Annotated in this window: 15 protein-coding genes; all 15 read left to right on the top strand. The window is 40.6% G+C overall.

Going from position 1 to position 14,228, the window contains the following annotated elements:
• Positions 1 to 57: 57 nt before the first annotated feature.
• Positions 58 to 531, top strand: a complete 474-nt coding sequence (nusB, locus tag LHV68_03150) for a transcription antitermination factor NusB (protein ID MCB4790864.1) — start codon at positions 58 to 60, stop codon at positions 529 to 531.
• Entirely contained in the window at positions 512 to 2,542 is a 2,031-nt protein-coding gene (gene ligA / locus LHV68_03155) for an NAD-dependent DNA ligase LigA (GenBank protein ID MCB4790865.1), read from the top strand. Before nusB ends, ligA begins: the two co-directional genes overlap by 20 nt.
• A 261-nt stretch (positions 2,543 to 2,803) precedes the next feature.
• On the top strand, positions 2,804 to 3,442 hold the full coding sequence (locus LHV68_03160; GenBank protein MCB4790866.1) for a redox-sensing transcriptional repressor Rex: 639 nt from the start codon (positions 2,804 to 2,806) through the stop codon (positions 3,440 to 3,442).
• Entirely contained in the window at positions 3,442 to 4,446 is a 1,005-nt protein-coding gene (locus LHV68_03165) for a 4Fe-4S dicluster domain-containing protein (GenBank protein ID MCB4790867.1), read from the top strand. The genes LHV68_03160 and LHV68_03165 overlap by 1 nt, the downstream gene beginning before the upstream one ends.
• A gap of 71 nt (positions 4,447 to 4,517) precedes the next feature.
• A complete protein-coding gene (locus tag LHV68_03170; GenBank protein ID MCB4790868.1) occupies positions 4,518 to 5,339 on the top strand; it encodes an FAD/NAD(P)-binding protein in 822 nt (273 codons plus the stop codon).
• 83 nt (positions 5,340 to 5,422) lie between these two features.
• On the top strand, positions 5,423 to 6,043 hold the full coding sequence (locus LHV68_03175; protein MCB4790869.1) for a 4Fe-4S binding protein: 621 nt from the start codon (positions 5,423 to 5,425) through the stop codon (positions 6,041 to 6,043).
• A gap of 153 nt (positions 6,044 to 6,196) precedes the next feature.
• Positions 6,197 to 7,108, top strand: coding sequence for an NADH-quinone oxidoreductase subunit H (locus LHV68_03180; GenBank protein MCB4790870.1), 912 nt, complete (start codon positions 6,197 to 6,199; stop codon positions 7,106 to 7,108).
• A gap of 92 nt (positions 7,109 to 7,200) precedes the next feature.
• A complete protein-coding gene (gene nuoB / locus LHV68_03185; GenBank protein ID MCB4790871.1) occupies positions 7,201 to 7,620 on the top strand; it encodes an NADH-quinone oxidoreductase subunit NuoB in 420 nt (139 codons plus the stop codon).
• Positions 7,617 to 8,051: an NADH-quinone oxidoreductase subunit C gene (locus tag LHV68_03190; protein ID MCB4790872.1), complete on the top strand. Its 435-nt coding sequence runs from the start codon at positions 7,617 to 7,619 to the stop codon at positions 8,049 to 8,051. The genes nuoB and LHV68_03190 overlap by 4 nt, the downstream gene beginning before the upstream one ends.
• Positions 8,052 to 8,197: 146 nt before the next feature.
• On the top strand, positions 8,198 to 9,403 hold the full coding sequence (locus LHV68_03195; GenBank protein ID MCB4790873.1) for a nickel-dependent hydrogenase large subunit: 1,206 nt from the start codon (positions 8,198 to 8,200) through the stop codon (positions 9,401 to 9,403).
• A 64-nt stretch (positions 9,404 to 9,467) separates the two neighbouring features.
• Entirely contained in the window at positions 9,468 to 11,243 is a 1,776-nt protein-coding gene (locus tag LHV68_03200; protein MCB4790874.1) for a hypothetical protein, read from the top strand.
• Positions 11,240 to 11,770: a DUF4040 domain-containing protein gene (locus LHV68_03205; protein MCB4790875.1), complete on the top strand. Its 531-nt coding sequence runs from the start codon at positions 11,240 to 11,242 to the stop codon at positions 11,768 to 11,770. The genes LHV68_03200 and LHV68_03205 overlap by 4 nt, the downstream gene beginning before the upstream one ends.
• Before the next feature lie 60 nt (positions 11,771 to 11,830).
• The gene (locus LHV68_03210) at positions 11,831 to 12,289 is read left to right on the top strand and encodes a hypothetical protein (protein ID MCB4790876.1); all 459 of its coding nucleotides are present in this window, start codon (positions 11,831 to 11,833) and stop codon (positions 12,287 to 12,289) included.
• Positions 12,290 to 12,292: 3 nt separating this feature from the next.
• Complete coding sequence (locus LHV68_03215; GenBank protein MCB4790877.1) at positions 12,293 to 12,631, top strand: sodium:proton antiporter; 339 nt, start codon at positions 12,293 to 12,295, stop codon at positions 12,629 to 12,631.
• Between the two features lie 7 nt (positions 12,632 to 12,638).
• Positions 12,639 to 14,129: a monovalent cation/H+ antiporter subunit D family protein gene (locus tag LHV68_03220; protein ID MCB4790878.1), complete on the top strand. Its 1,491-nt coding sequence runs from the start codon at positions 12,639 to 12,641 to the stop codon at positions 14,127 to 14,129.
• The last annotated feature ends 99 nt before the right edge of the window (positions 14,130 to 14,228 follow it).

Consider the following 14,228-nt stretch of genomic DNA (forward strand, 5'->3'; position numbering starts at 1 on the left):
GACTAATTATTAATTTTACAATATAATCTATCAATCAAGCTTTCATTAATTTTTACAATGGATAAGAAAAACATAAAATCGCTTCAAATTCCGATAAAGAAAGTCGGCAACAGAAGAAAAGCCCGCGAAGCTGCCTTAAAGATGCTTTATCTTTGTGACAATTGCAAATTCTCCATTGAAGATGCCCAGAAATCCTATTGGGAAGATATTGCCACTTCAGACAGCGTCCATACTTTTGCAAAAGAACTTCTTGTAGGTACTCTAAATAAGATAGATTTCCTGGACCAGTTGATAATAAAACATACCAAAAACTGGAAACTTGACAGGATGGCTTCTATTGACAGGAACATACTCAGGCTTGCTGCCTTTGAGATGATAGATACTCCGCAAACACCTATAAGCGTAATCATTGATGAAGCTGTAGAAATAGCAAAAACTTTTTCCACGCAGGATTCCGGCAAATTCGTAAACGGCATTTTAGATAAACTTAAAACCGCAAGAAAAGCCCACGATGAACGACAGCCTAAGTAAAATATCACTAAAAATAAAAACTTTAAAAGAAAAGATCAACCTAAACGATTACCAATATTACGTTTTAGACCAGCCAAAAATATCAGATTACGAATACGACCAGTTAATGAAAGGTCTCAAGGAACTGGAGTACCAGTACCCGCAGTTTATAACTCCGGATTCGCCCACACAAAGAGTTTCAGGCCAAGCCTCGCCCACATTTGCCCCTGTAAAACATATCATACCAATGCTTTCTTTGGATAACACTTATAATGAGGAAGAACTCAAGGCATGGTACGACAGGGTAGTAAAATCATTAAAAACAGAAAAGATAGAATTTGTTGTGGAGCTAAAGATAGACGGGGTGAGTCTATCCCTGACCTATGAAAATGCACTGCTTACCAGGGCCGCTACACGGGGCGACGGGGAGAAAGGAGAGGATATAACCCCTAATGCAAAAACCATTAACTATATACCCTTGAAATTGTTGACAAGAGAGTCCCCGATCTTTTTAGAAGTGAGAGGCGAAGTTTATATAGACAAAAAGGATTTTGAAAGATTGAACAACAGGATGATTGATAACAAAGAAGAACCTTTTGCAAACCCGAGGAATGCGGCTGCCGGCTCCTTAAGGCAAAAAGATACAAAAATAACCGCATCAAGGCCTTTAAAATATTTTGTGCACTCCTACGGCAAGATAGTAGGTGGCAAATATTTTGCCACCCATTGGGATTTTCTGGCTGCTTCTAAAAAATATGGGCTTCCTATAAACAAGTATTCAGTGCTTTGCATGAATTTCAGCGAAGTGATAGCTAAATGCAAGGAGTTTGAGACCATAAGAGATACCGTACCTTTTGAAATTGACGGTGCCGTAATTAAGGTTAACGACCTTGAACAACAAAGAATGCTTGGTTTTACCATGAAAAGCCCGAGGTGGGCCATAGCCTTTAAATTTGCCCCAAGAGAAACCACGACAAAGGTTAAAGACATAAGGGTGCAGGTAGGAAGGACCGGTATCCTTACGCCTGTTGCAGACCTTGAACCTGTATCGCTTTCAGGTGTGACCATCTCTCATGCAACCCTTCATAATTTTGATGAAATAAAACGCCTTGATGTAAAGATCGGCGATAGAGTCCTGATACAGCGCGCCGGGGACGTTATACCAAAAGTAGTAAAAGTTATCGTTTCTGAGCGCACAGGGAATGAAAAAACCGTTCATATCCCGCCTAAGTGCCCTGCCTGCGAGGGACCGATAACTAAAGAGAAAGAGGAAGATGTTTCTTACAGGTGCTTAAATCCTTCCTGCCCTGCCCAGATAGAACTCGGGCTTTCTCATTTTTCGAAACGAGAAGCTATGGATATTGAAAGTATGGGAGAAGCAGTCATTAAGCAGCTCCTAAACAGGAAAATGGTATCTAATTTCTCTGATATATATAAATTAAAAAAAGAAAGTCTTTTAAAACTTGACCTGTTCAAAGATAAAAAAGCGCAGAATCTCCTTGATGCAATTGAAAAAAGCAAGACCCAGCCCCTAAACAGGCTTATATATGGGCTCGGCATTAGAAATGTCGGGGAAAAAGCCGCACTTACCCTGGCGGAGCATTTTCAAACTATCCATAAGCTCATGCAGGCTTCTAGTGACGAACTCTTAAATATAAATGAAATAGGGCCTGTGCTGGCCAGGTCTATACTAGATTATTTTTCGCAGGCTAGCGTAAAAAAGCTGATTAATGAGCTTGCCTTACTTGGCATAAACCTTAGACAGCCTGAAACAGAACAAAGCGCAAAACCACTTGAAGGCAAAACCTTTGTTTTGACAGGCGAGCTTAAGGCTTATTCAAGGGGCGAAGCCGAAAATAAGATACGGGAACTTGGAGGAAATCCTGCTTCCAGTGTAAGCAGGAAAACCGATTTTCTGGTGACAGGAGAAAACCCCGGTTCTAAATATGCTAAAGCAAAAGGACTCGGCGTTAAAATATTGAACGAAGAAGAGTTTATAAAGCTAATTGAAAAATACAAAATTAGCAATTAGCAATGCGAAGCTTTTAATCTTTTGATTTTCATTTTGAAATGCTAACTGCTAATGGCTTTTGAAGAACCTTACAATTATACTTTCTTTTATAAGTGAATATTATCACAATAAAATTATCATCAAAGATTTAATTGAAAATTATAGAAAACATCCCTAAGACAACAATACCTCTTAAAATATTGAATGGATAATTTAAGACGGGATTGACAAATTATAAGTATAGATGTATAATTGTTCCAATAATGTGAAATAAGGAACAATATGCTGCCTATAAACAGAAACTGTATAATTCGACTTTCACAGTACCGCCATTCAATAAACAAATTCAAAGCACTGGGTTTTTTAAAGATCTTTTCTGACAATCTTGCTGAAGCCGTAGGTGTTACATCAACACAGGTGAGGAAAGATTTCTCATTGTTCAAAATATCCGGAAATAAACGCGGAGGGTACGACCTGGATGCTCTTTCCAACAGGTTAAACGAAATCCTGGGCAAAAATGAAATTCATAAATGTATACTTGTAGGTGCGGGAAAAATCGGCACGGCTCTTCTCAAATACAAGGGGTTTGAAAGCCAGGGTATTGAAATAATCGCAGCATTTGATATCGACCCTTCCAAAATGACGGGAAGCGGAAGCATTCCGGTCCTAAGTCTTGAGGAACTTGACAGTTTTGTTAAGAAAAATCATGTTAAGATAGGAATTATTACAGCGCCTGACATAGCTGCCCAGCAAATTGCAGATAAACTAGTTAATTCTGGGATAAAAGGCATCCTAAATTTTGCGCCAATTCAATTGCGCTGCCCCTCCGATGTTATTATTAATAATGTCAACCTGGTAGCCGAACTTGAAAATGTTATCTATTTTGTGAATATCTCCGAAAAATCAAAAGGCAGGCAGTGATGTCTCTGTATTACATAACTACTTCAGATTGGGAAAGTTTTCTTTGCCGGCTGGCAGAAGGATTTTCTCTTTACGGCCTTAGAGCAGTTGAGGAAAAACTCTTTTGGGAAGAAGTAGCTCCTGATAGAGTAAACGAAATAACCGTAAATCGATACCGGGCACTCCAACCGGTAAAGAGTTTTTTCTTCCCTGTAAAAGAAGAAGTTACGCTTGCCCCAAAAGAAAAAAAAGTGGCCTTATTAGGCGTTAAAGAATGCGATATCGAGCATCTTAAAACGATGGATGCTATATTTATCGGAGGAGCCCTTGTTGACCCTTATTATGCAGTTAGAAGGGGGGATACTTTTATAATATCTTGTGATTGCGACGATTACCTGCCGAGCTGCTTTTGTACTTTAATAGAAGGAAAGCCTTATCCCTCAAAGGGTTTTGACATTAACATAAGCCCCCTAAAAACAGGTTTTATCGCAGAAACAGGAAGCGCTTGGGGTGAAAAGATCGTTTCTTCTTCTAAGGAACTATTTAGCGAAGCTCAGCCGCAACATCTTGAAGAAAGGGAAAAACAAAGGCTTAAAATAACCGAAGCTGTAAAAGAAAACAATAAAGATTATACCTGGAGTAATCCAAAAATAATAGTCGACAGCGAGTTCGTTTCAAAAGTATGGGAGACCGGCGTTGCAAAGACCTGCGTGGAATGCGATGCATGCCGTTTTGCCTGTGGGACCTGTTATTGTTTCCTTCTTTCTGAAACTTCTAAAGAGTGGTCCAGGATACGCACCTGGGATTCATGCCAGTCAACAGGTTACGGACGCGTAGCCGGAGGTGCTAACCCGAGAAAAACAAAAAGCGAACGGTTAAGGAATTGGTATACTTGCAAACTCCTGTACAGGCCTGAAAATTTTGGATTTTATGCCTGCACAGGATGCGGAAGATGCATAACGGTCTGCCAGGGGAAAATCGACATAAGAAGAAGCCTTCAGAGGCTTAAAGATAAGATAGTTTAGTGTTTAGAATTGAGAGTTTAGAGATTTTTGAAGTTGATTATCTTTGAACTCTAAACTAACTAAGAGGAATAATGTTTCCAAGCCCTTATCACTCAATACAGGCAAAAGTAGAAAAAGTCATTACTGAGACTTCAAATATAAAGACTTTCACGCTAAGGCCTGAACAAAATTTCAGATTTGCAACCGGGCAGTTCATTGAATTGTCCGTGCCCGGATTGGGAGAAGCCCCGTTCACACCGTCTTCTTCGCCTTTTGAAACAGACACCATTGATGTGACCATAATGAAAGTCGGACATTTAACAGAGCACCTTCACCAATTAAGAGGGGGAGAGACCTTGGGCATGCGCGGCCCTTACGGCCATGGCTATCCGATAAAGGAGTTTTACGGAAAAGAAGTTTTGATCCTGGGCGGCGGAGTAGGGATGGCACCTTTAAGGTCCTTCTTGCTTACCTTAATTGTTCTGCAGGAGCACTTTAAAAAGATAATTTTGTGTTATGGATCTAAAACCCCCGAAGACGTAGTCTATAAATATCTTTTTCCTCATTGGAAAAGAATCAATAAGCTTAATATTTTGAGAAGCGTTGACAAATGCCCTATAGGAGCATGGGATGAAACTGTAGGCCTGGTTACCTGCCTTCTTGATAATTTAAAAGCAGATCTTTCAAATGCCGTAGCCGTTGTTTGTGGCCCGCCTATAATGATGAAGTTCGGCACTATGAAACTCATTGAAATAGGTTTTAAACCGAAAGATATATATCTTTCTATGGAAGCAAATATGTCGTGCGGCCTTGGTAAGTGCGGGCATTGCCAGCTTGGGCCACATTTTATTTGTAAAGACGGCCCTGTATTTACCTACGAGCAAATTAAGAAAATTCACGACCCGTTTGCGTAAATGAAGTTCGGAGTAATTAGTTCGTAGTAAAGGCTTTATTTACTCCGAACTACGAACTCCATACTACGAACTTAATAATTTTTATGAAAAAACTGTTTATTGACCTTGAAAAATGCTATAAATGTGGAGCATCTTCAGCTTGTTCTTCAGATGAACTGCGGAATCCGCCGAAGCTTATAAACCCATCAGAAGCTTTGCAGTTAGGAGGACAGCCCACTTCGCATTCCCCCTCTGATATGGGTCAGATGCCTTCTGCGAAGACGGGCAAAAAGTGCGCTGCAAGGTGCAGCTATTATTTTCATCCTGAAAATGACGGCTATATCCGGTGCATAGCCCTCGGTGTTCAGGAACACGTATGCAGGCGGTGTGAAGAGCCCCCGTGCGTAGCCTCATGCCCCCAGAACGCACTGGGGCAGAGAGAGGCCGATCTAAGGCTTGAAAGATATTCGATGAGATGCACATCGTGCAAGACCTGCACAGCGGCCTGCCCGTTCGGGGTCATAATACCTGAGATAGTGGAATACAAGACCACGATGTGCGACTATTGTTTTGACCGTTCGGATGACAAGACTCCGCCTATCTGTACCCAGACGTGCCCCGAAGGCGCTCTTGAATGGAAAGAAGTAAATGAAGACCCAAAACAAAATATTTATGCAGTAAGAGACGGCCTTTTTTATGTACGCACTATTAAATGGAAAGAATAAAAGGAGATACAATTTCGAATAGGCAAATTCGAATCTCGAAAAAATATCAAATAGGCAAAAAGGCAAACAACAAAAACTTTTCTTGATTTTTGAATATTTAATATTGCAGTTTTTTTCGGAATTCGTGTTTCGGATTTCGAAATTATAAAAATTATGTTAAAAATATTATTTAATTACTTTATTTTTCCGGGATTTATTTTTCTATCCATTCTAGGGATGTTCGTAAGCTGGGTAGACAGGAAAGTCACAGCCAGGGTGCAGTGGCGCCTTGGTCCTCCTATCCTGCAGCCCTTTTATGACCTAAGGAAATTGTTGTTAAAGGAAACTATAATACCAAAGCAGGGGAACACGTTGTTGTTCGTTCTGTCTCCGGTGTTGTCGCTCCTTTCAGTGATACTGGTATCAAATATACTGGTTTTGACGTACCTGTACCCGCAGAGGAGCTTTATGGGAGATATGATAGTCGTTATCTATCTTTTACTTATTCCCGCCCTGACAACTATCATAGGCGCTTCGGCGTCTTTTAACCCGTTATCTTCCCTTGGCGCAAGCCGTGAGATAAAACTCATTCTAAGCTATGAACTGCCGTTCATCTTAGCTCTGCTCGTACCAATAATAAGGTCTCACAGCATACTTCTTGGCGACATTATAAGGTTTCAGCAAAGCTCGGGCTCTTTTGCCTCCAGCCTTTCAGGAATGCTCGCTTTTGCCGTAGCCTTGTTATGCATGCACGCGAAGATCGGGCTTGTCCCTTTTGACCTGGCCGAAGCCGAAACAGAGCTTGCAGGCGGCGTATCTATAGAGTATTCAGGACCTCTGCTTGCCTTTTGGAAACTCTCAAAGATGATGATGCTTATCGTAGCTCCTGTTTTTCTTATCGTTGCTTTTCTTGCCGGAGGAGGTATTACGGGTTTTATCATTAAATTTCTTTTGATCACCGTAGCCTTTATTCTGATAAAAAACACTAACCCGCGTGTGAGGATAGACCAGGCAATGAGATTCTTTTGGGGGCCTGTCGCTATTTTAGGTTTTGTTTCAGTGCTGCTTGCTTTGATGGGATTTTAGAATAGAAGAGTTCGGAGTTATTAGTAATTAGTTCGTAGTACAGACTTTACAAACTCAGAACTACAAACTCCATACTCCGAACTGGATAAAAAATGTTTGAAAAAACAAAAACTTTAACCAAATCACTGTTCGCTTTTCACGTGGGCGCAAGCGCCTGCAACAATTGCGATATTGAAATACTAGACTGCCTCACTCCCAAATATGACCTGGAGCGGTTCGGGGTTGTTCTTGTGGGTTCTATCAGGCATGCAGATATACTTCTCGTTACAGGTGTGGTCAATAAGAAAATAATACCGAAGCTGAAAAAAATTTACGAACAGGCTCCAAGGCCGTGTTTTGTGGTAGCAATAGGCGGTTGTTCCTGTTCAGGGATAACCTTCCGTGACTCATACAACTTTGCGGGTCCCCTTGATAAAATAATACCGGTAGATGCCTATATCCCGGGATGTCCGCCCAAGCCGGAAGCTATAATAGCAGGCCTGGCTAAATTGATTAACTCGGTGAAATCATGAACCTAATAGAAGAATTAAAATCTAAGTTTGATAAAGAAATACTGAAGTTTGAGCAAAAAAAAGCAAAGAGGGTTTATATTGACATAGACCCGAAGAACATAATTCCGTTCGGGTCATATTTATTTAATAAGCCGGCGCTCAGGTTCATGATCGCAAGCGGGATGGATACACGCTCCGGCATAGAGATAATGTATCATTTTTCTGATGATTCAACAGGAGTCATAATAACTTTACGGGTCATATTGACGAACAAAGAAAAACCTGAGATCGACTCTTTGTCAAACATTATCAAAGGCACTAACTGGATAGAGCGGGAAATGCATGAACTTTTAGGAATAATCTTTATCGGCCATAAAAACTTGAAGCATCTGATACTTCCTGATGACTGGCCGAAAGACGACTACCCCTTACGGCAAAAAGAGAGGAAATAACAAAATAATTGCAAATTGCAAATCGAGAAAATGCAAATTTCAAATTGAAAGACAAAAAATAAACAAATGTATAAAAGGCCGTTAAATTTGCATTTTTCAATTTACAATTTTCATTTTGCACTTAAGTAGTAATAGAGAGGTTTATCTTGGACAAAAAATGCGTAATACCTATCGGGCCTTTCCATCCGCTGCAGGAAGAACCGGAATTTTTCCGGCTCCATGTTGACGGCGAGAAAGTTACCGGTGTAGACATAGAGATAGGCTATAACCACAGAGGCATAGAGAAACTTTCCGAGTCAAAGACGTACGATCAGGGGCTTTTTCTTGTTGAGCGGATCTGCGGGATATGTTCGTGCTCGCATCCCTTTGCTTATGTAAACGCCATCGAAGAACTCGCAGGTATCGAAATACCGGAAAGGGCAAGATATGTGCGCAGTTTAGTGGGAGAGCTGGAGAGGATACATTCGCACCTTTTATGGCTGGGCCTTGCCGGCCATTTTTTAGGGTACAACACTGTCTGGATGTGGTCATGGAAATACAGGGAACTTGTCCTTGATATATTTGAGAAAATATCCGGCAACAGGCAGCATTACGGAGCGATGAAAGTAGGGGGTACCAGGTTTGATATTACAGGAGAAGATATAGGCTGGATAGAAAAACAGCTTGACGAACTTTTGCCGGCAGTGGACATGTTTAAAGGCGCTGTTATGGATGACCCTGTTATCCATGCAAGGACAAAAGGTGTAGGTATTATAACAGCACAGGACGTGAAAGATTACGGGGCTGTTGGCCCTATAGCCCGTTCATCCGGAGTTGCTATTGATGTAAGAAAAGATGACCCTTATGCAGCCTACGGCCTGGTTGATTGGAATATAGTAACAATGAACACCTGTGACGTCTTTGGAAGAGCAGGGGTAAGGATCCTTGAATTATATGAAAGTATCAAAATAATAAAGCAATGCCTGGCACACTTAAAAACCACCCCGGGGCCTGTAGACCTGAATATAAAGGATATACCTCCGGGCGAAGGCATCGGCCGCCATGAAGCTCCGAGAGGCGAAGTTGTACATTACGTAAGGGGAGATAAAACAAACTCACCTACACGGCATAAGATAAGGGCTCCTTCATATATGAACATCGCAACAAACGAAAAATCCGTAATCGGCTACAATGTCTCAGATGCACTCATAATACTTGCAGCCGCTGACCCGTGCTATTGCTGTACGGAAAGGATCGCTGTGGTAGATGCCTTTAACAGGAAAATGTTGATGAACGGCAATGACTTGATACGTAAGTCTCAGGAAAAGACCAAAAAATTAAGGAGCAGAAAGTTCGGAGTCAGTAGTTCGTAGTTATTAACTATTAGTTGTTTAAGATTTTACTCTGAACTCCCTACTCCGAACTAATAAACTATTTATGTACCAGATATTTATACCCACTCTATTTACCATTGCCCTTGGATTTTATGCTATGCTTGTTCCTAAAAAGAACACATATTTGCATAAAATCATACTTGTCTGTGCTACCCTTAACAATTTTATTCTTGGCATTTATTTATTTATAAAACAACCTTACTACACTTCTGACTTTATTCGCGTTGACAATTTAGCCCTTCTAACTTTATTAGCCGTAGGTTTTTTTGGTTTCTTCATTTCTGTATATTCATTAAAATATTTTTCAGATGATTTTAACTTCAAAGGATATTCTATTTATACCCTCTTTACTATCGGCGCTGCCTCAGCCGTAGGTTTTGTCAATAATTTTATTCTTTTAGTTTTTTTCTGGGGATTTTTAGGCCTTCCGTTATATCTTTTAATAAGCCTTTCACAAGAAGCTACGGCAGCAGCCAAAAAAGCTTTTATCTTTATCGGAGGGTCAGATGCATTGATGATAGTCGGAATAGCTATTATCTACTTTACAAGAGGAACCTGGACTATATCAGGATTTCCTATTCCAGCTGCAGGGTTCGGATTCCTTGCTTTTATCTTTTTGTTAGTTGCTTCTCTTGCCAAAGCGGGTGCTGTGCCTGTTCATACCTGGGTACCGGATGTAAGCCAAAAAGCTTTTATACCCGTTACAGCCCTTCTTATTGCGACCCTGGACAAACTGCTCGGCATATATCTTCTGGCAAGAATCGTAAATGATGTGTTTATTAATAGTCCTTCCGTTACAAGCATTCTTTTGATAGTAGGTGCATCAACGATCATTATAGCCGTAATGATGGCACTAGTACAACATGACTTCAAGAAACTTCTGGGATATCATGCGGTTTCTCAGGTAGGCTACATGGTCGTAGGTATAGGAACGGGAAATCCAGTCGGCTTTATCGGCGGGATTTTTCATATGATAAATCATACTTTATATAAATCTACTTTATTTTTGTCAGGCGGGGCTGTTGAAAAACAAACAGGCACTGCAAACCTTGATGAACTTGGCGGGCTTTCAAAACTAATGCCGCTTACTTTTTTAAGCGCACTGGTAGCGTCCCTGTCGATATCAGGGATCCCGCCTTTTAACGGATTTGTTTCCAAATGGCTTATATACCAGGGGCTTATAACCTCCTTTAACAATAACCATTCTTTAATTACGATACTTGTTTTGGTTACAGCCATGATAGGCTCTGCACTTACCCTTGCCAGCTTTATGAAACTTATACATGCTACCTACCTTGCTGCACCTAAGAAACCCATGGATTTTATTAAGGAAGCTCATTGGGCAATGTTATTGCCAATGGTATTATTTTCCGGCCTCTGTATTATTTTCGGTGTTTTTTCCTATCAAATCCCTTTAAAACTGTTAATAAAAGGAAATTTTGATACTTCTATAGGCATTTGGCAGCCTACACTTGCAACATTCATGGTAATTTCCGGGCTTGTTCTTGGATTCGTACTGTATTTTATTTTCTTTAAAAAATACGCTGTAAGGTTCGATGACTCTTTTGTAGGCGGCGAGACCCAAAGATCCGATGAAAACCCGTCCGGAACGGAGTTCTATAATACCATAACTAATATAAAGATTTTTGATATGTTATATAAGGGAGCCGAACAGAAATTCTTTGACATCTATGACCTTTCATCGAGATTTATTTTCTTTATCGGCGGGATAGCATCAAAGATGCACACCGGAATAATCCATACTTACCTTGCCTGGTGCTTAATCGGCATATTATTTTTATTCTGGATCTTATTATGATAGAAATTGAATTAAGCTTTTTATTGACATTTATGATCCTGGGGGCAATGTTAGCCATCTTCCTCAGCGACCTGTTGTCCAGTGTCATTGCCCTTGGAACGGTAGGGCTCGGGTTGTCTTTGGCATTTCTGCTGCTGCAGGCACCAGACATAGCCGCGACCCAGCTGGTTGTTGAGATATTATGCCTTATAATCCTTGTCAGAGCTACCATCCAAAAGGATCTTCCTGATAAAAAACCGTTTAAAGATTATTTTTCAGCTTTCACTGCAATTATTTTTTTGATCGTTTTTTTATCGGTGGCATACCAGGTCTTAAAGTTATTGCCGGGTTTCGGTTCGGCTATGATGAAGGTATCCGGCAGTTATATAAAAGAAGCCTTTGATAAACTGGGGTCCAGAAATATCATATCAAGCATTATCCTTGAATTTAGGATCCTTGATACATTGTGCGAGGCAACTATACTTTTTACGGCAGTCATAGGTTCTATAGCTGTCTTAAGAGAAGTAGGGAAAATTAGGAAGAAGTAAAAAACACTGGCTTTTACTACGAACTCCGGACTAATTACTCCGAACTATAATTGGTGTTATATGAACAATCCAAGAAGAGGGATGACATTAATAGTAAAAACAGTCGCACGGCTTACTACCGGGCTTATTTTACTTTTTGCTGTTTATTCCATAATCAATGAGCAGATGAGGCCCGGCGGCGGTTTCCCGGGCGGAATAATCTTTGCCTTGGCACTAATACTTCTTCTTCTTTCTTTCGGAAAAGCCGGAGTGCTTGAAAAATTACCTGAAGAAATTAACAGGTTTGTTGAAGGAGCTATAGCTATTATAAGCTCTGCCCTTATTCTTCTTGCAGGAAGTTATTTCCTTTTTAATTTAATTTACCCCGCAAACCCGCATAGGCCGTTTAGCCTGGGGATCGTTCCTTTTTGCAATTTTGCTATCGCTATAAACGTAGGCTTGGGCCTTTTTACGGTTTTTTCCGCCATGGTACTTTTTAAGTCAAAAATAAATGACCTTAAAGACAAGGATAAAAATTAAAAAATGTTATTATATTTCTTGGCTTTCATTCTATTTTCAGTAGGGGTTTTCGGGCTTCTTTCCAGAAGGAACCTGATAAAGATCATCATCAGCGTAGCCATCATGGAATATGCAGTAAACCTGTTTTTTGTGCTGATCGGATATAAACAGAACGGTGTTTTGCCTATCCTGGCAAAGAATGGACAAACCGCTCAAATGGTTGACCCGCTGCCTCAAGCTATGGTGCTTACGACCATAGTCATAGGCCTTTCTTTAATAATACTAATGGTTTCTATAGCAATTCGGATTTATGAGAAATACGGGACTTTTGACCTCACAAAGATAAGGAAATTAAAAGGATAAAAGATAGATGATCCATTCACCGGTACTTTTTATTGCAGTTCCAGTCTTAAGTGCATTCTTCGTGGCACTGGCACACTCCTGGGCTAAACGCCTTGACAGGATAATTGCGATCCTATGCGCAACGATACTTCTTGTTATCTCACTTCTTTCTATTAAATTTAACGGGCAAACCATAGTTTACTCCATGGGCGGTTGGCTGCCGCCGTTTGGGATAAGCCTTGTAATAGATGCTTTGACTTCTTTCATGCTTGTTACTATTAATACTATCGCCTTTGCTATAACTATATATTCATGGAATTACATCGAACAGTATACCGACCAATGGAAATACTACACTCTGCTCCTTCTTATGCTTACAGGGATGAACGGCGTGGTTATAACGGGCGACTTGTTCAACCTTTACCTGTTCTTGGAAATAACATCCCTGGCTTCCTATTCATTGGTGGCCTACGGCTGTGAACAGGAAGAGCTTGAAGCATCTTTCAAATATTTGATCATGGGCACATTTGCATCTTCAATGATCTTGATAGCCATAGGGATCATATACAAAATAACTTCAACCCTGAACCTTGCTGATATATGCGTTAACCTGCCAAGGGATGGGAACCTCGCGGTCATGTTTGCCTGCGTGCTTTTTATCACAGGTTTTGCTCTAAAATCCGCCTTAGTCCCTTTTCACGGATGGCTTCCGGATGCACACCCAGCAGCACCTGCTCCTGTTTCAGCTATGCTTTCAGGCGTAATGATAAAATCCCTGGGCGTTTATGCGCTTATAAGGATAACTTTTAACATCTTTGGACTAACCCCGGAAATAACGAAAATATTTTTGATACTCGGCACGCTTTCGATGATCGTCGGCGTAATACTTGCCATTTATCAATGGGATTTTAAAAGACTTCTGGCATACCATTCCATAAGCCAGATAGGGTATGTGATCATAGGTCTAGGCCTTGCGACACCCTTGGGAATTTTAGGCGGGCTTTTCCATTTATTCAACCATGCTGTTTTTAAATCCCTTTTGTTTTTAAGCGCAGGTTCTGTTGAATATGCAACAGGTACAAGAAAGCTCGATAAGCTGGGAGGGTTAAAAGAGAAAATGCCAGTTACCGCAGGCACATCCCTTATTGCCTCGATGTCCATAGCAGGAGTACCGCCTTTTAACGGTTTCTGGTCCAAACTATTGATCATCATTGCCTGCGTGCAGGCTGATCATGTAGGACTGGCAATAGTATGTGCTCTTGTAAGTATTATAACATTATCATCTTTCTTAAAGATACAGAAATACGCTTTTTTCGGAGCATTAGATAAAGCATTAGAAAATGTAAAAGAAGCACCGCTCCCGATGCTATCTGCGATGGTATTTCTTGCGTGCTTATGTATATTAGGCGCTTTGCTGGTTTTACCCGGTTTGAGAACTGTTTTTCTTGACCCTGCTCAAAATATTTTATTGTCCGGGACCGGTTACGGGCAAAGTGTTTTTGACAGTTTACCGAAATAGCACCTCGGAGCAGGGAGTTCGTAGTTCATAGTTGAAAAGACATTGATTTTTTTCTCAGAACTGCGAACTAACTACTCCGAACTTTTTAAGGAGTTTGTT

This window comes from Candidatus Liberimonas magnetica (assembly GCA_020523885.1).
GTDB lineage: Bacteria > Elusimicrobiota > Endomicrobiia > Endomicrobiales > JAFGIL01 > Liberimonas > Liberimonas magnetica.